This window comes from Bacillus cereus group sp. BfR-BA-01347 (genome assembly GCF_022663835.1).
Classification (GTDB): Bacteria; Bacillota; Bacilli; order Bacillales; family Bacillaceae_G; genus Bacillus_A; species Bacillus_A thuringiensis_K.
The window spans coordinates 1-16,964 of sequence record NZ_JAKUGG010000014.1 but is presented as its reverse complement, the minus strand read 5'-3'; the positions used below and the strand labels follow the sequence as shown (position 1 = coordinate 16,964).

Here is a 16,964-nt window from a genome sequence, read left to right as displayed (position 1 = left end):
AAGAATTTTGTTCCCTTTTTAAGTATGCCGCAACACTTCTTGCATATCGCTTGGAAGCTTTATAGTAAAAGACATCTCTTTCTCTAAAATAGGATGATAAAACGTCAAAGATTTACTATGAAGTGCTTGCCGCTTCATTTCATCCCTTCTCCCTCCATATAAGCTATCACCAAGTAATGGATGTCCTATATGAGCCATATGCACACGAATTTGATGCGTTCTTCCTGTTTCAAGCTCAAGCGCTACATGTGTCTTATGATATGTACTATCAATTACTTTAAAATGAGTAACTGCCCTTTGTCCATCCTCACAAACCGTTCGCTCAATAATGCTATCAGATTTTCGACCAATTGGTGCATCAATTATTCCTTCTCGTTCTACAATCTTTCCGTGAACAATTGCTTCATACGTTCGTTTCACAGCTTTTTGTTGATGCTGCTTCGATAAAAGATGATGCACAAAACGATTTTTTGCAATAAGCATAAGCCCCGAAGTATCACGATCTAACCGTGTTACAATGTGCACTGTACTTGCAAGATGCTGCTTATCATAATGAGATAAAAGCGCATTAGCAACACTCCCTGTCGGATGTTCTCTAGACGGAATTGTTGACATGTTCGCCTCTTTATTAATGATAAGAACCGCATCATCTTCATATACAATGTATAAAGGGATATCTTCTGCCATCATCCCTTCACTTCTTTCCTCCACTGGAAAAAAGATACGTAATTCTTCACTAGCGCGCAGCTGATGACGAACACTCGCATGTTGCCCATTTACTTCAATCGCCCCGCCGTGAAACTTTATATCCGTTAAAGCGGCTTTAGAAATACCTTTCGTTTTCAAAAATTCCCTAACTAAAGTTCCCTCTTCAGCCAGCCCTATATCCCATTTCAATGTAAATCTGTTCAAATATATAACCCTTTCTATTTATCTGCAACAAACGAGTCACGAACTCGTTTCCAGAACGGGAACGGGCGGAAACGAACAAATCGTACTTTCTCGTTTGCGACGCGATACTGGATTGATTTCACATCTTGATGAACCATCGTTAAATGATCCACTGTAATTTGTAAGTTCATTCCCGCAGCTGGCTTTAACACACATGTATGATGCTTCGGCAATACAAGTGGCGATCCTACAGTACGAAATACACGATTGTTAATGGACGCCATTTCTGCAATTTGAATCGCTTCAATAGATGGGTGAATAATTGCTCCGCCAAGCGCTTTATTATACGCGGTACTGCCTGAAGGAGTAGAGATACAAAGGCCGTCTCCGCGGAATGTTTCAAAATATTCTCCGCGTATTTCTACTTCTGTTACTAATGTACCTTCTGCACTTTTTACAGTCGCCTCATTCATCGCTAAATACTGTGACTCTTTACTTCCATTCACATAGCGAATAATTACTTCTAAAAGCGGATATTCCACCACTTGGAATGGTGTTTTCGCAATCGCAATTACTAATTTCTCTACTTCTGTCGGTAACCAATCTGCATAGAAACCTAAATGTCCTGTATGTACACCAACAAATGCTGTTTCATCCAATCGATTATAATAACGATGAAACGCATATAAAAGCGTTCCATCTCCCCCAACAGAAATTACAATATCGGGTTCCTGTTCATCCATTATAAATCCAAAATCTAGCAAGTACTCTTTCATCGTGCTTGCCAGTGTATCTGATGATTTATCTCCCTTTGACATAATTGTAAATTTCATCGCCCAACACCCTTTAGTTTATGATTCGGAATCTTTCGTTTCTTGCTTTCTTGAAAAAGCCTTTTGCGCTTCTTGAATTTCAAGACGAATAGAAGACATTTCTTCATCTAATAAAAACGCCGCTTCAGCTGCACGTTGCAAGCGTATTTTAATATCTTCAGGAAAACGTCCACTATATTTATAATTTAAAGAATGCTCAATTGTTGCCCAAAAGTTCATTGCTAGCGTGCGTATTTGGATTTCTACCAATACTTTTTGTTCACCCTGAATCGTTTGAACAGGATAACTAATGACAACATGATAAGAACGATAACCGCTATCTTTCTTTTGCGTGACATAATCACGTTCTTCCACGATTTCAAAGTCATTTCGTTTTCGAAGATATTCTACAACAGGCTTAATCTCATCAACAAATTGACACATCATTCTAAGCCCAGCAATATCCTGCATATCTTCTCTCAATCGGTCTAACGGTACATTTCTCTTCTCCGCTTTATCAATAATACTTGCAACCGACTTTACCCTTCCTGTTACAAACTCAATTGGAGAATGCTCTGTTAACATTGCAAATTGAGTACGCATTCCTTTTAGTTTCACTTTCAGCTCTGCCACCGCTTGGTGGTAAGGTGCTAAAAATTCTTCCCAATTTCGATTCATTTCAACCACCACCAAAATCAATCCATTTGCTTATAGAAATACTTTTTCTACAGCAGTTACTAGTTCTTCTCCGTAATTTGCATTACCTTCAATATTTTCAACTAAATATTCTACTTCTTCTTTTAATCCTTCTAATTCCATTTCAATGTCATTCACGCGAACGAACATAACCACATCGTTATTCATCGCTTCATGCATTGCTTCCCAGCATGTGTGCGGAATACTTACATAAATGAAAGATGATTCGTTTTCTAAGATATATAAAAATGATAAATTGTCTGAGTCTACAAGTACGTGATTACGCGCACTTAACTCCTTTACCTCTATTTCACTATTTTCCGCACAAAAAATAAGAGCATTCTCTCTCTTTTCTACGCTCTTAACTTGGATTTTATTTTGCATGCTCTAACTCCTCCATCTCAACTTCCTGTCTTACTTAACAGTATTATTGTATCATAACATGGACGCAAACAAATAAAACATTGAACCAAATTTATGAAAAAGCGATAATGTGTAAAGAATTATTTTTCAAAAGGAGATTATACAATGACACAAGAAATTGAAATTGAATTCAAAAATATCGTTACAAAAGAAGAATTCGATACATTATGTAAATCGTTTTCTATTGAAGCATTTACAAAACAAGTGAATCACTACTTTGAAACACCTGACTTCTCGTTAAAAGAAGCTGGCTCTGCACTTCGTATTCGTCATAAAGGAGAAACTTATACGTTAACGTTGAAACAACCTGCAGAAATCGGTTTATTAGAAACGCATCAAGTCGTAACAGAATACGAAGCAAAAATGATGATGGAAACAAACACAATCATTCAAGGAGCAGTAGTAGATCAATTACATAAATTACAAATTCCTGTTTCTGCTTTAACATATATGGGTAGTTTAACAACAGAAAGAGCAGAAACATTATTTAAAGGCGGAACGCTTGTCTTTGATCATAGTTTCTATTACAATCACGATGATTATGAAATTGAATTTGAAGTGCAAGATGAAGAAACAGGAAAAGCTGCATTTATTCATTTATTAACGCAACATAACATACCTGTTCGTCATACAAATAACAAAGTAAAACGCTTTTTTCTTGCCAAACAAAACAAAGCACGCTAAAGTGAAAATTCCACTAGTGAATATGTTTCACTAGTGGATACATCTCACTAAAAAAGTTTACACCCGTAGAATAAGCAAAGAATCTTTGAGAAAGCTGTTTATTTGCCCTCTCGAACATTCCATTGCTACAATAGATATACATTTCATGGAAAAAGGAGTTTATAAAGGATGAGCAAGCAACCGATGACACCATTTGAAGCAATTGGCGGTGAACAATGCATTGCAATATTAGTAGATACATTTTATTCCTACGTCAGTAAACACCCTGACTTATCTCCCATCTTCCCGGAAGATTTAACAGAAACCGCTAGGAAGCAGAAGCAATTTTTAACACAATATTTAGGTGGTCCTAATTTGTACACTGAAGAACATGGTCATCCTATGTTAAGAGCACGCCATCTCCCGTTTGAGATTACTCCAAAACGAGCAGAAGCTTGGCTATCATGTATGGAACAAGCAATGGATGATACTGAAGTGCATGGTCATATAAGAGAGTTTGTTTTTGAACGTTTAGCATTAACCGCTCAACACATGGTTAATACTCCAAACGAAACAGGTGAAGTGTAATGGATAAGCAGGAAGCAAAGCATATAAATATGCCATCTCCTTCCGCATGCGAGCATAAGTCTGTAGAAGCATATTTATTTATTGATCCACTTTGTAAAGATTGCTGGGAAATTGAGCCTTTTATTATTAAACTATGGCTTGAATACGGAAAATACTTCTCTATTCGTCATATCGTAACAGGAAAAGTGGATGGAACGAACGCTTCCTCACACAAATGGAATAAACCTGCTAATATTCGATTTGTGTGGGAAAAGACAACAAGTTTACAAGGTTTTTCATGTGATGGAAAGGTACATATGCAAGAAGCATCGTCAACACCATATTTAGTTTCGATGGCAATTAAGGCAGCGGAGTTGCAAGGCCGAAAAGCAGGTTCGAAGTTTTTGCGAAAACTCCAAGAATACATCTTCCTTGAAAATGTATCAAACCCTGACTGCGAACTATTACTTGCATGTGCGAAAGATAGCAATATTGATGTAGAAGAATTTAAAAAAGACCTACATTCTGCTAGTGCAAAAAAAGCTTTCCAATGTGACTTGAAATTCACGAATGAGATGCATATTACAGAAATACCCTCCCTCGTCTTTTTTCATGCGAACTCAGATGAAGAAGGTATTAAAATTGCTGGAAATTATTCCTACGATGTATACGTACAATTATTGAAAGAACTTGTAAAATGTGAAATTGAGCCAGAACCATTACCACCTTTAGAAGTGTTACTAGAAGCCACACAATTTATATCTTCAAAAGAAGTAGCATTTATTTATAACTGTCCGCAACAAGAAATTGAGCGCGAACTAAAAAAATTACAACTGAAACGAAAAGTGCAAATGATTGAAGTAAAATGCCAACGTTATTGGAAATGGATAGCAAAAGAAAAAGACCTGGTGTAAACACCAGGTCTTCTTCTTTACGGCTTATAAAAATATTAAAGGGGATGGGAGAAATTTTCACGTTCAAACAAAGGGGTATATGTTTGTATGTGAATTCGTTCACGCTTATTATATTACAAGATTCGACGTCAAATGACAACCCCTTTTGTCGATTTTCACACTTTTGTCACATTCTAAACGTTTTCATTTTTGAATAAGCTATAAAAAAGGTCATTTAGGGGGTTTATTTATGAAAAAATCTTATATTGCTCTTCTCTTTCTAGCTGTCATCGTTTCTTTTTTCTTGTACATCCTCTCTCTACTACAAGCTTTTCCTAAAATTATTGCCTTACCTCTTTTATTCGGAATCATCGTTATCACACTCTCTTATTTCAATTATAAAAAACGATTCAAAGGGTTTTAATTTCAAAAGTCAGCCGTAAAGCTATCCTTTCAGTTAGAAAAAACAAAGAAATCCACCCTTCTCTTCGACAAATATCGACATTGAATCTATTCAACAAAAAAGACGAGGATACAATCCCTCGTCTTTTTTCATTACTTTTCTTCAAATAATAATGCTTCTAATTCATTTAATTTCTCTTCAAATACTTGTAGCGCCTCTTTTACTGGTTCAGGAGATGCCATATCTACTCCTGCTTTTTTCAACACTTCAATTGGATAATCAGAGCTTCCTGCTTTTAAGAACTCGTTAATATAGCGTTCTACTGCTGGTTGTCCTTCTTCTAAAATCTGTTTAGATAGAGCGGTCGCTGCACTAAATCCTGTTGCGTATTGATATACGTAATAGTTGTAGTAGAAGTGTGGAATACGAGACCATTCTAAACCAATCTCTTCGTCGATTACTAAAGCGTCACCGAAATATTTCTTATTTAAATCATAGTAGATTTCCGTTAGCATATCTGGCGTAACAGCATGTCCTTCTTGTACTTTCTTATGAATAGTATGTTCAAACTCTGCAAACATCGTTTGACGGAATACAGTACCACGGAATCCTTCTAAATAATGATTTAATAAATATAGACGCTCTTTCTTATCTTCTGTCGTTTTTAATAAATAATCATTTAGAAGCGCTTCATTACAAGTAGATGCCACTTCTGCTACGAAGATGGAATAATCACCATATACGTGCGGTTGTGTCTTTCTTGTATAGTAACTATGCACCGAATGACCAAACTCATGAGCAAGTGTAAATAAATTATTTACATTATCATGCCAGTTCATTAAAATATACGGATTTGTTCCATATGCACCAGATGAATATGCCCCGCTTCGTTTTCCTTTATTCTCATACACATCTACCCAGCGATTTTCATATGCTTCTTTCAAAATACCAACATATTCATCACCAAGTACGTTTAAAGATTTTAATAAAAGGTCTTGCGCTTCTTCGTATTTCACATTCATTTTCACTTCTGGTACAAGTGGTGTATATAAATCATACATATGAAGCTCATCAAGTCCTAATGCACGCTTACGAATATCGATGTAACGGTGTAATAAATGTAAGTTATCATTTACCGTTTCAACGAGTTGATCGTATACTGCTTCCGGAATATTATTATTGCTCAGTGCAGCTTGGCGAGCAGAATCGTATTTACGAACACGCGCATTGAAATTATTACGTTTTACTGCTCCACTTAACGTACTTGCGAATGTGTTTTTAAATTTTCCGTACGTTTCATATACAGCTTTAAATGCATCTTCGCGAACACGACGATCATCACTTTCTAAAAACTGAATGTAACGACCATGTGTAATTTCTATTTCTTCTCCGTCTTCACCTTTAATAGATGGGAATTTTAAATCCGCGTTATTCAACATACCGAATGTATTGCTTGATGAACTCATTACTTCAGATGCTTCCGCTAATAAAGCTTCCTCAGCTTCTGATAATACGTGCGGGCGTTGACGTGTAATTTCTTCTAATGCATGTTCATATACACTTAAATCTCTATTTTCCTTCAAGAATGTTTGCAGTGTATCTTCTGAAATAGATAAAATTTCAGGCACAATATACGCTGTGCCACTAGATACTTGTGAATATAAATTTGTTGCGCGATCATTTAATGCTTGATACACAGAGTTTGTTGTATCTTGATCGTAACGCATATGAGCATATGTATAGAGCTTACCTAATCGCATTGAAATTTCATCTTCATATTGCAATGTCTCAAGTAAATTGTCCGCAGAATCACCAAGTTTCCCTTTAAATTCAGTTAACTTCGGTAATAGCTCCTTAATAGCTTGGAATTCTTTTTCCCATTCTGCATCTGTTTGGAAAATATCTTCTAATCGCCACGTACTTGCTTCTTCAATCTCATTGCGATCTGGTAATGTTTTCGCTTTGTTTTGTTCAGACATTCTTTAAGCCCTCCTTTAAATATCTCTACTTAAGTACAATTCGTTTTTTTCTTATGTAATTCCTTCACAATCAGTCTTTATTATATCCCCTTTTCCTTCTCTCATGTTGTACTTTGCCTCAAATAAAGATAAGGCATACGCTAAACAAGTTTCATCATATTTCATAACTTCCTCCTCTGTTTTTAACATAACGATCCCCCTTATTTTCCGGTACTTATAAGCCTCCACTTTACGTAATACACCTGTATAACATAAAAATGTCATATATTCAGTAACTGCTACTTTCCATATATGCTTTGAAAAGTACGGGAGCATACGCCTTTTCGTATACTTTTTTACATAACTACACACATATTGAATAGAAATACAATCCCCTACCGCAAGCTCACCTATACACTTCATATATAGAAATGCTTGCCATATAAATGGATTTGTTTGAAAAGCAAATGAGGATGGGAGCGGCACACCAATTTCAGAAGGAAAATTTGCTGGGGTACATTTACATTGATATAAAAAGCGTAATAGTGACTTATAATTATAATTCCAAATAGGCAAAGCATTTTTTCGAAAATAGTCCTTTCGTTGCTTCCATTCTCGGTCTAATATTTCTTTTTGGAAAGGAACAGAGGAAAAGAGTAGTTCAAAAGTAGTCGTTTCAGTTGGTAAATATATAGTATGTGAGAAAGAGACGCTTGTAGAAAATGAAGTAAGAAACGCGCATTTCATAAATGATTTTTGCTTGGAACAGAAGAAAATAAGAAATGGTTGAGGATAAGATTGTAAGGAGAAAGCCATAAGTGAGGAGAATTTCATCCAATATGCAGATTGCTTTTTCAATTGATTTCCACCAATGATCCAAATGACCGGTATACCCGCTCGCCAATACGAATATGTTCGTTTGTACAGCTGCTCTATAGAAAGGTTTGCGCATTGGTATTCAATCGCAATTTTTCTCCCTGCTCTCTCTATAAAAATATCTGGCCGTTGCTGAATCTCTGGCAGATAACGCTCTATATCTACATGAAAGTTTTGACGTTTGAACCATTTATATAACAATTCTTTACCGTGCCTATGATACATAGATTCCGCTTCATAAAAGGCAAGACATGAATCCACTTTTTTATGAGCAAAATGCCAACTTTTTTGTTTCCCTAATTTCATTTGTACTTCCTTTCCACAAGCTACACAAAAGAATCGTTCCTGTTGACGCATACGGCGCAAAAGCTCTTCATTACAATTGTAGAGTAAATGAATTTTTTCTCCGTTTTCTCTTTTAGCGATAAATATCGTAATCACACCCTTTCAGCTCCTTATATTCTACAATTTGTTACAAATTCCTTTAAAAAAGAGATGTCCCAATTTCGGACATCTCTTTTTATAATAAAGGCGATAATAACCGGTACGTTGATTCAACAATTCGTCTATGAAGACGCCTTTTATGAAAACGATCGACGTGAATTTCACTGGATTCTTCTAAATCGTCTTTAAAATCTTGAACAAGCTTTCGAATGCTATCTGTATCATATAAAAAGGCATTTACTTCAAAATTCAAATGAAAACTTCTCATATCCATATTAGCTGTCCCAATTGAAGCTAAATCAGAATCGACAATGACAACTTTACTATGAAGAAAACCTTTTTCATACTCATATATCTTTACCCCTGCATCTAAAAGCTCTGGGAAATACGATCTCGATGCGTAAAAGACAGTACGCTTATCAGGCTTACTCGGCATTAACAAACGAACATCGATACCAGCAAGTGCAGCAACCTTTAATGCGGATAAAATATCATCATCCGGAATGAAATACGGCGTTGCAATCCAAATGGATTTCCGCGCAGAAGCAATCATTGCGAAATATAAATGCTTAATTGTTTCCCACTTATTATCCGGTCCACCTGCAACGAGCTGCACGCCTCCCCAATGTTCCCCCTCAACTGCTTTCGCTTGTAAATATTCAGGGGCTAGCACAGCCTCACCAGTCATATAAAACCAATCTTGAAGGAAAATAAGCTGCAAACTTTGTACAGCTTCACCACGCAAATATAAATGTGTGTCTCGCCAAAAGCCGAAGTACTTATCCTTGCCTAAATATTCATCACCAATATTTAATCCACCTACAAATCCTTCATTTCCATCAATAATAACGATTTTTCGGTGGTTTCGATAATTAATCTTATCGTTTAAAATCGGAAAGCGCACAGGGAAGAACGGAATCATTTCGACACCTGCATCGTTTAATTCTTCAATATACGATTTTGATAATTTAAAACTTCCAACCGCATCATATAAAAAACGAACGACTACGCCCTCTTTTGATTTTTGTATTAAAATATCTTTAATTTCTGTTCCAAGCTTATCATCACGCACAATGTAATATTCCATATGAATGTGATGTTTCGCTCGTTTTAATCCATCTAAAATGGCCTGAAACGTTTCATCTCCATTTGTTAATGTTCTCGTTTCAGTTTGAAATGAAATATTTAAAGCGCCTAAGCGATCCGCTAAACGAAATAATAGCTCTTGATGCTTATGATTGCGCAAAATCCGTTCTTCGTAATCTTCATGCCCTTTATATTGTAAAAACGCCTGTTCATCAAGTAAAGCCTTCTTTTGGAACATTCTTTTTCTCCGAAAATTTTGTCCAAATAATAAATAAGCAAAGAAGCCAAATACCGGAAAAATACCTAACACAATTAACCATGTTAGTGTTTTTGACGGATGACGGTTCTCTAAGAAAATAACGCAGCCAATTAAAAACGCAGATACTGTAAATAAAATACTAATAATACCTAAAATCGAAACATCTTTTATCCCAATCACATCCGAATAAAATGCTACATCAATAAACATACGTAGTGAAACAAATAATGCGAACAATAGAAAAACAAAGAAAATCAACTTTAACGTATTTTTCATCTCTTACCTCCTAACTAAGAAAGCTTTCCTATTCTTCATATAAAAAGCCGATTTCATACTACAGAAATCGGCCTACGTTTTAGCAGGAAAATTATTGCGAATCGTTTCAAGCGCATGCTCTTTCACAATTTGTTTTCCATACTCACTTACACGATGAATTGTTAAAGTTGATTCTTCTCCATATTCTAAAATAATACTTAAAATACGATCAATTTCTTCTTCATCATGTAGCACTTCATCGAATTCCACATATACATAATAGCGGTTCTCAAATGAATACAGCTCATCTTTTATATCTTCAAAGATAAGACGATGACTTAATGAAATGACATCTTCAAAATCATTAAATTTAATTAAAAAGCCAAACGTACCATCTTCATTAAAGGTTGTTCCTGTTTGTTCTTCTACCTCTTCGACTAACTCTTGCTGGAATAATGATTCGATGCCTTCATCTAGAGGAATATCTATAATTTTGTCTACCCCTATCGGTAGTTCCAGCTTTTGCCCGTCCTTTGAAAGCTCTGCTTTCGTGACAAGTACTTCAATCCCTTTATCGACTGCTTGCACTTGAATCCATAACGGTCCATCAATAAAGAAATCGTCATGATCACGAGCTTCGTCCATCATCTCCCAAAAGAGCTCTTCACTTCGTTCGCGATCATACCAAATTTCTTCACGATTAAATCCTCTATCCTCTATATCAATGTACGTAATAAAAAATTTCATCGTATGATCATTAATTCTTTCAATATCCAAAATACAACTCTCCCTTCCTGCTTAGAATTGTTATGAAGGGATTCCCCACTCATATGACAAATCAATAGATTCTTGTACTCTCATTTTATGATAAGATTCTCCAGAATGGAAATAAAATCGATTTATTTTACAAAAATAGTTATATGCCTATCTTTACTCGATCAACTACATAAATATATTATTATAGCGATTTCTTACTTACAAAAAATTTGGACATACATTTCCACATTCCCCCGTACACTGTAATAAAGTGAAACTTCTATTGGAAGAGATTACTTAACAACAACTTTCTTCATCACATACATATAGTTCGCTTATTAAAACATCATAAATGGAGGCAGACGAATGGACTTAGAGTTTTTAACATCAGTACTAATGATTGTCGGTATCGATGTTGTATTAGGTGGTGACAATGCAATCGTCATCGCACTAGCTAGCCGAAACTTACCTGAATCGAAACGAAATAAAGCCATTTTGATCGGTACTCTTTTAGCAATCGTACTAAGAATTGTCCTTACTATACTAGCTGTCTATTTACTGGACATTCCATTTCTGCAACTTATCGGGGGCGTTTTACTTACATTAATCGCAGTAAATTTATTAACTGATAATAGCAACGATCTTTCTTCTATTCAAGGAAAAACAACTTTATTTCAAGCGGTGCGTACAATTGTATTCGCGGACCTTGTTATGGGGTTTGATAATGTTATTGCCATTGCAGGTGCAGCTCACGGGAGATTTTTACTCGTCATAATCGGCTTACTCATTTCTATTCCGATTATTATTTGGGGTAGCAAACTTATTTTAATACTTATGGAACGATTTCCATTCCTCATTTATTGTGGTGCAGCGATTCTTTCCTATACTGCAGGAAAAATGGTTACACATGAAGACAGACTTGCAACCTTTTTTCATAACAACCCAAGTTTCACTGCAAGCATTCCTTATTTGTTCATTTTCACTATTTTATGCATCGGCTTTATCGTACAACAAGTTCGATTACGCAATGTGAAACATTAAAAAAACCTTCTACTATATAATAGGTAGAAGGTTTTCATATTATTATAATTAATTTACAAGACGTTGTGCTTCACGTAATTGGAACGTTCTTACTGTACGTGGTAAGAAACGGCGAATTTCGTCTTCGTTGTAACCAACTTGAAGGCGTTTCTCGTCAATCATAATTGGACGACGTAAAATCCCTGGATAGTCACGAATCATCTTATATAAATCTTGAAGTGGTAAAGACTCTAAGTTTACATTCAATTCTTGGAAAACTTTCGAACGAGTAGAAATAATCTCATCCGTTCCGCTTTCTGTCATACGTAAAATCTCTTTAATTTCCTCAATCGTTAATGGATCTGAGAAAATATTACGTTCTGTATAAGGAATATGATTTTCCTCTAGCCATAATTTCGCCTTTCTACAAGACGTACAGCTTGGAGAACTATATAATGTTACCATACAAAGCTCACTCTCCTTAAAGAGTACAAATTCTGTACTAAATACAGTTTTAATTTCTAACTTCAGCAATTTTTCGCGATAACTTGTCTTATTAAAAAGTACAAAAATCGCATTTCATGTAAGCAACAACTTATAATAAACAACAATTACTTTTAATAAGTAACTTCTATAATCATTATACAATAGATCTTGCAAGAAATATACAGTAAATTTCCTGCTAGTTGAGAAAACTCTTCCGTGTATTCCACTGCTATGTAACATGATTACGCTCACTTCAGCTGTACTTGAACAATAACTTTCAACCCTTTTACTACTCACTTCCCATAGATTTTTCATATAATATATAGTTATTTATCTATAATCTTTCCTATGAAAAAGAGAACGTTTTCTTACTTTTTCGTGATAAATCAATTAAGAAATGTAAGACTATACAAATGAGAACGAAAAGGAACGTTTGTTCTCATTTTAACAAACATTCCCCCTCCTGTCTACAAGATTTCTAAAGTAAACCGAAAATTTTTCTGACATTTCTTTCTTTTTTATTTTTTATCTCATACAATAAACATACAGACAGGCAAAGGGGGAGTTTGCAAATGATTGCTTTTTTTATTGATTTTATTACGGTTGCTGCCCTCATCATCGGAATAACAGCATTGATTGGTGTCATTACAAATAGCATTGGTGAAAAGCTCTTTGGTGGAAAAGAAAAAATGAAGTTTGTTAACAAAAGTTTGGATGTACAATCCGGCTGGAACGAAGTTGGCGGAAAAGGCATTTATAAGAAACGAACGTATTAAAAAAAGCAGGTGGTTAGCCTGCTTTTTTTATTTTCCTACGGACGCCCACTTAAAGCTTAAATCTCCGCCATATTTATGGTTGTACATATCTTTAATTGTTTCTCTTTGTAAGTATGCTCTACCACGTTGATATACTGGAACGATTGCAGCGTCATCAAGTAACATTTTTTCTGCTTCTAATAAGTTTTTCCAACGAGCATTTACATCGCTTCCATCTTTTTTCGCCTTCATAATGATTTCATCGTATTTTGGATTAGAGTACTTCATCTTATTTTGTGACCCATCTGTTACAAACATATCAAGATATGTAATTGGATCTGGGAAGTCCGCACTCCATCCAGAGAATGACATGACATAATCGCCCGCATCTTCTAATTTTAGTTTTTGTGCGAATGGTTGTTGTTTAATCTTTACTGTTAAACCTGGTAAATTCTTTTCTAATTCACCTTTTAAATATTCACCAGTTTTCTTTGATAACTCTACATCTTCATTTAATAATTCTAATTCGATTTCATTTTTACCAAGTTCTTTTTTACCAGCTTCCCAATATTTTTTCGCTTCTTTCGCGTTTGGTTTTACAATATCCCCGTTTACAGCACGGAAATCTTTTTTATCTGGTCCTTTAATGAAGTTATCAGGAATTAATCCTGTCGCTGGCTTAGAACCGTTATTTAATAATGTATCCACGAATGGCTTACGGTCAAAAGCAAGTGAAATTGCTTTACGAATATTTTTATTTGCTAAAGCTGGATCTTTTTGATTTAAACGAAGGAAGAACACAGATGTATCTTCTACTGTTTGGAAATCTGGTTTTCCTTTATATTTATCAATAAACTCCGCTAATAACGACGCTCGATCAATTGCATTTGTTTCATATAAGTTAATTGGCGTAGATGTATCTTTTACAATATTAAAGTTTACTTCCTCAATCTTCACTTCTTTATTGTCCCAATATGACGCGCTCTTTGTCATTTTAAAGCTACGTTCATGTTGCCAATCACTTAATGTAAATGGTCCGTTATAAAGCGTTGTATTCGCTTCCAAACCAAACTTCGTACCTTGCTCTTTCACAAACTTTTCATTCACAGGATAGAAGATTGGATATACCATTAAATCTACAAGGTATGGAATGGTATTATCTAATTCCACTTCTAATGTATAATCATCAATCGCCTTTACCCCTAATTGATCCGGACTCATCTCTTTTTTATTAATTTTCTCTGCATTTTTTATATCATACATAATGTACGCTGATTTCGCAGCTGTATCTGGGTTAATCGCTCTTTGCCATGCGTATACGAAATCTTTTGCCGTCACAGGCTCACCATTTGACCATTTTGCGTCTTCACGTAATTTAAATGTATATTTTTTACCATCTTCTGATTTTTTGAATTCCTTCGCTACACCAGGAACTAGCTTATCATCTTTTCCTAAACTGTATAAGCCTTCCATCGTATTAGTCATTACTCTTGAAGAAACTGCATCAGCTGATAATGCTGGATCCATCGTTGGTATTTCTTGCATTTCAATTAAGTTAATAACTTGCTTTGCGCCGCTTTTCCCGCTATCCCCTTTTGCGTTCGCTTGCGGTTCATCTTTTTGATAGCTACATGCCCCTAACATCATGCTCATCGCTACTGTTGATGCTACAAAAACTGGTATCTTTTTTTTCATACTTCCACCCTCCAAAAAAAATGTTAACCCTTTCATTTTCAAACAGAAAGAAATATATATATGTTCTAATAATTCATATTATACACACAAATATATTTTTTGTATATTTATATTTCTATTTTATTAAAATTTTCCGTTTTAAAATATATCTTTGTAAACGTTTTATATTACCGATAATCCTTACTAAAGTACTGAAAATAATTATTTTTATATTTTTCTAAATTATCAGAGAAAAACAAATTTTATATTTTATAATACTTTATGCATAATTATCCCACCCTTTTTAACATAAAATAGCAGACCCTTCATATTAAAAATATGTAGGCTAAAATGAGTGCAAAGGTTAAGAAAGTATGTTACGATACATTTTGCTAAAAATAGATATCGGTAAAGAGGGGACGGACATGACAGCAATTCAGGCAAAAAATGGACCGACAGAGAAATTAAGTTTATTCTTATTAACATGGCCTATTTTTCTAGAAGTTTTTCTTTTTATGTTAATGGGGATCGCTGATACTTTCATGTTAAGTGCATTATCAGACGATGCTGTATCTGGGGTTGGTGCAGCGAATCAATATCTTCATATTGCGATTTTGGTATTAGAAGTCATCGGGAACGGCGCTGCTATCGTTGTATCTCAATACCTCGGTTCCAAACGCTTTATGGAAGCATCTAAAATATCAGCATTAGCCGTCACATTAAATTTAATAGTTGGGCTCGTTATAAGTGCTGGTTTTCTTTTATTTTCGAAACATATGATGCTCGCAATGAACTTACAAGGCGATGTACTAACGTATGCGCAAAACTACTTATCTATCGTCGGAGGAGCCATCTTCCTACAAGCTATTATTAACTCATTAGCCGCAATTATCCGTGTACACGGTTTTACAAAGCAAGCGATGTTTATTTCACTCGGAATGAATATGATTCATATCGCTGGAAACTACGTACTCATTTTCGGGAAATTTGGTTTCCCTGAGCTCGGTGTACAAGGGGCTGCAATTTCTTCTGCTATCAGTCGATTGATCGCACTTATTGTTTTCTTCTGGTTACTATACCGCGTTATGGAATATCGTGTAAAATTACAATATTACTTCACTTTATCCAAAGAATACATTGGGAAAATTTTAAAAATTGGCATTCCATCTGCATTTGAACAAGTGATGTATCAAGCTTGTCAAATCGTCTTCCTTTATTACGCAACGTACTTAGGAACGGAATCATTAGCTGCTAGACAATACGCTACTAACATTTCCATGTTCACTTATTTATTTGCAATTGCAATTGGTATGGGAACAGCCATTATTATCGGCCGCCTCGTTGGTGGTGGCGAAAAGGATGAAGCATACGAACGCTTGTGGAAAAGTGTAAAATGGGCAATTGGTGTAACTTTATGTATGGTCGCTCTCGTTATTACATTCCGTACACAATTAATGGGACTGTTTACAGATAATCCGCACATTATCGGGTTAGGCGCAAGTGTTCTTTTACTAAGTGTACTACTTGAAACGGGACGCACGATGAACATCGTCATCATTAATTCGCTTCGTGCAGCTGGTGATGCAAAATATCCTGTTTTAATCGGTGCATTTTCTATGGTGTTAATGAGTTTACCACTAGGTTACTTTTTCGCCTTTCATTTAGATATGGGGCTCGTTGGTATTTGGCTAGCGATCGCCATCGACGAATGGACACGTGCCATAATTATGTTCTTCCGCTGGAAAAGTAGAGCGTGGGAACGTTATGCACTTGTTAAACCCGAGGAGCAAGAAGAGAATATTTCTGTTCAAGTTCAGTAATTTTGCATATGGATATCACTAATGGTACATGAGATTTATCCTAGCGATTCTTTAAATATATCAACTGACCGACAAATGTATAAAATTCTTTTATATAGTAGAAAAAGAGCCATCCTTCCATAATGAAGTGCACCCCAATTGTTAGACACAGTCTAACAATTGGAGGTGCATTTTTTATGGCTAAATTTTCTTCAAAAGAAAAAATCCAAGCGGTGAAACGATATTTA

General features: G+C 35.3%; 18 protein-coding genes. 7 read left to right on the top strand and 11 right to left on the bottom strand.

Annotated features, from left to right (window positions below):
- Positions 1 to 18: 18 nt before the first annotated feature.
- The 4 genes from MR143_RS19675 to MR143_RS19660 are packed head-to-tail and all read right to left on the bottom strand — an operon-like array spanning position 19 to position 2,783.
- Positions 19 to 912, bottom strand: a complete 894-nt coding sequence (locus tag MR143_RS19675) for an RluA family pseudouridine synthase (protein ID WP_001079123.1) — start codon at positions 910 to 912, stop codon at positions 19 to 21.
- A gap of 14 nt (positions 913 to 926) precedes the next feature.
- Positions 927 to 1,724 carry an NAD kinase gene (locus MR143_RS19670; RefSeq protein ID WP_000673181.1) on the bottom strand — a complete coding sequence of 266 codons (798 nt, stop codon included), beginning with the start codon at positions 1,722 to 1,724 and terminating at the stop codon, positions 927 to 929.
- Positions 1,725 to 1,742: 18 nt separating this feature from the next.
- On the bottom strand, positions 1,743 to 2,381 hold the full coding sequence (yjbM, locus tag MR143_RS19665; RefSeq protein ID WP_001081482.1) for a GTP diphosphokinase: 639 nt from the start codon (positions 2,379 to 2,381) through the stop codon (positions 1,743 to 1,745).
- A 30-nt stretch (positions 2,382 to 2,411) separates the two neighbouring features.
- Positions 2,412 to 2,783: a UPF0738 family protein gene (locus tag MR143_RS19660; RefSeq protein ID WP_001180003.1), complete on the bottom strand. Its 372-nt coding sequence runs from the start codon at positions 2,781 to 2,783 to the stop codon at positions 2,412 to 2,414.
- A gap of 144 nt (positions 2,784 to 2,927) precedes the next feature.
- On the opposite strand from MR143_RS19660, the gene MR143_RS19655 reads away from it, so the two are divergent.
- The 4 genes from MR143_RS19655 to MR143_RS19640 all read left to right on the top strand — a co-directional run bounded on the left by MR143_RS19655 (position 2,928) and on the right by MR143_RS19640 (position 5,369).
- A complete protein-coding gene (locus MR143_RS19655) occupies positions 2,928 to 3,506 on the top strand; it encodes a CYTH domain-containing protein (protein ID WP_000191124.1) in 579 nt (192 codons plus the stop codon).
- Positions 3,507 to 3,674: 168 nt separating this feature from the next.
- Positions 3,675 to 4,073 (top strand): globin domain-containing protein, encoded by a 399-nt coding sequence (locus tag MR143_RS19650; protein ID WP_000043384.1) that lies wholly within the window; start codon positions 3,675 to 3,677, stop codon positions 4,071 to 4,073.
- Entirely contained in the window at positions 4,073 to 4,966 is an 894-nt protein-coding gene (locus tag MR143_RS19645; protein WP_000360646.1) for a ClpXP adapter SpxH family protein, read from the top strand. Before MR143_RS19650 ends, MR143_RS19645 begins: the two co-directional genes overlap by 1 nt.
- Positions 4,967 to 5,195: 229 nt before the next feature.
- Positions 5,196 to 5,369: a hypothetical protein gene (locus tag MR143_RS19640; RefSeq protein WP_000750355.1), complete on the top strand. Its 174-nt coding sequence runs from the start codon at positions 5,196 to 5,198 to the stop codon at positions 5,367 to 5,369.
- Between the two features lie 131 nt (positions 5,370 to 5,500).
- Here the strand turns inward: MR143_RS19640 and pepF are convergent, their stop codons facing one another.
- The 4 genes from pepF to mecA form a co-directional block, all read right to left on the bottom strand.
- On the bottom strand, positions 5,501 to 7,327 hold the full coding sequence (pepF, locus tag MR143_RS19635) for an oligoendopeptidase F (protein WP_000003359.1): 1,827 nt from the start codon (positions 7,325 to 7,327) through the stop codon (positions 5,501 to 5,503).
- Positions 7,328 to 7,378: 51 nt separating this feature from the next.
- Entirely contained in the window at positions 7,379 to 8,623 is a 1,245-nt protein-coding gene (locus tag MR143_RS19630; protein WP_199717710.1) for a competence protein CoiA, read from the bottom strand.
- Between the two features lie 79 nt (positions 8,624 to 8,702).
- Positions 8,703 to 10,247: a cardiolipin synthase gene (locus MR143_RS19625; protein WP_000799199.1), complete on the bottom strand. Its 1,545-nt coding sequence runs from the start codon at positions 10,245 to 10,247 to the stop codon at positions 8,703 to 8,705.
- 72 nt (positions 10,248 to 10,319) lie between these two features.
- A complete protein-coding gene (gene mecA / locus MR143_RS19620; RefSeq protein WP_000350719.1) occupies positions 10,320 to 11,003 on the bottom strand; it encodes an adaptor protein MecA in 684 nt (227 codons plus the stop codon).
- A 345-nt stretch (positions 11,004 to 11,348) separates the two neighbouring features.
- On the opposite strand from mecA, the gene MR143_RS19615 reads away from it, so the two are divergent.
- A complete protein-coding gene (locus MR143_RS19615) occupies positions 11,349 to 12,023 on the top strand; it encodes a TerC family protein (RefSeq protein WP_000362616.1) in 675 nt (224 codons plus the stop codon).
- A 48-nt stretch (positions 12,024 to 12,071) separates the two neighbouring features.
- Here the strand turns inward: MR143_RS19615 and spx are convergent, their stop codons facing one another.
- Positions 12,072 to 12,467, bottom strand: coding sequence for a transcriptional regulator Spx (gene spx / locus MR143_RS19610; RefSeq protein ID WP_000258267.1), 396 nt, complete (start codon positions 12,465 to 12,467; stop codon positions 12,072 to 12,074).
- Between the two features lie 593 nt (positions 12,468 to 13,060).
- Here spx and MR143_RS19605 point away from each other — a divergent pair.
- On the top strand, positions 13,061 to 13,264 hold the full coding sequence (locus tag MR143_RS19605; RefSeq protein WP_000559969.1) for a hypothetical protein: 204 nt from the start codon (positions 13,061 to 13,063) through the stop codon (positions 13,262 to 13,264).
- Positions 13,265 to 13,291: 27 nt separating this feature from the next.
- Here the strand turns inward: MR143_RS19605 and MR143_RS19600 are convergent, their stop codons facing one another.
- Positions 13,292 to 14,938 carry a peptide ABC transporter substrate-binding protein gene (locus tag MR143_RS19600; protein ID WP_242280895.1) on the bottom strand — a complete coding sequence of 549 codons (1,647 nt, stop codon included), beginning with the start codon at positions 14,936 to 14,938 and terminating at the stop codon, positions 13,292 to 13,294.
- A gap of 353 nt (positions 14,939 to 15,291) precedes the next feature.
- On the opposite strand from MR143_RS19600, the gene MR143_RS19595 reads away from it, so the two are divergent.
- The gene (locus tag MR143_RS19595; protein ID WP_002163890.1) at positions 15,292 to 16,737 is read left to right on the top strand and encodes an MATE family efflux transporter; all 1,446 of its coding nucleotides are present in this window, start codon (positions 15,292 to 15,294) and stop codon (positions 16,735 to 16,737) included.
- A 40-nt stretch (positions 16,738 to 16,777) separates the two neighbouring features.
- Here the strand turns inward: MR143_RS19595 and MR143_RS19590 are convergent.
- Positions 16,778 to 16,964, bottom strand: a 187-nt coding sequence (locus tag MR143_RS19590; RefSeq protein ID WP_242280894.1) for a hypothetical protein, incomplete at its 5' end; no start/stop codon positions are given.

Excerpts from the sequence above, each read along its gene's own strand:
- MR143_RS19670 (WP_000673181.1), bottom strand. The coding sequence starts at position 1,724 with ATGAAATTTACAATTATGTCAAAGGGAGATAAATCATCAGATACACTG.
- yjbM (WP_001081482.1), bottom strand. The coding sequence starts at position 2,381 with ATGAATCGAAATTGGGAAGAATTTTTAGCACCTTACCACCAAGCGGTG.
- MR143_RS19660 (WP_001180003.1), bottom strand. The coding sequence starts at position 2,783 with ATGCAAAATAAAATCCAAGTTAAGAGCGTAGAAAAGAGAGAGAATGCT.
- MR143_RS19655 (WP_000191124.1), top strand. The coding sequence starts at position 2,928 with ATGACACAAGAAATTGAAATTGAATTCAAAAATATCGTTACAAAAGAA.
- MR143_RS19650 (WP_000043384.1), top strand. The coding sequence starts at position 3,675 with ATGAGCAAGCAACCGATGACACCATTTGAAGCAATTGGCGGTGAACAA.
- MR143_RS19645 (WP_000360646.1), top strand. The coding sequence starts at position 4,073 with ATGGATAAGCAGGAAGCAAAGCATATAAATATGCCATCTCCTTCCGCA.
- MR143_RS19640 (WP_000750355.1), top strand. The coding sequence starts at position 5,196 with ATGAAAAAATCTTATATTGCTCTTCTCTTTCTAGCTGTCATCGTTTCT.
- pepF (WP_000003359.1), bottom strand. The coding sequence starts at position 7,327 with ATGTCTGAACAAAACAAAGCGAAAACATTACCAGATCGCAATGAGATT.
- MR143_RS19625 (WP_000799199.1), bottom strand. The coding sequence starts at position 10,247 with ATGAAAAATACGTTAAAGTTGATTTTCTTTGTTTTTCTATTGTTCGCA.
- MR143_RS19615 (WP_000362616.1), top strand. The coding sequence starts at position 11,349 with ATGGACTTAGAGTTTTTAACATCAGTACTAATGATTGTCGGTATCGAT.
- spx (WP_000258267.1), bottom strand. The coding sequence starts at position 12,467 with ATGGTAACATTATATAGTTCTCCAAGCTGTACGTCTTGTAGAAAGGCG.
- MR143_RS19605 (WP_000559969.1), top strand. The coding sequence starts at position 13,061 with ATGATTGCTTTTTTTATTGATTTTATTACGGTTGCTGCCCTCATCATC.
- MR143_RS19600 (WP_242280895.1), bottom strand. The coding sequence starts at position 14,938 with ATGAAAAAAAAGATACCAGTTTTTGTAGCATCAACAGTAGCGATGAGC.
- MR143_RS19595 (WP_002163890.1), top strand. The coding sequence starts at position 15,292 with ATGTTACGATACATTTTGCTAAAAATAGATATCGGTAAAGAGGGGACG.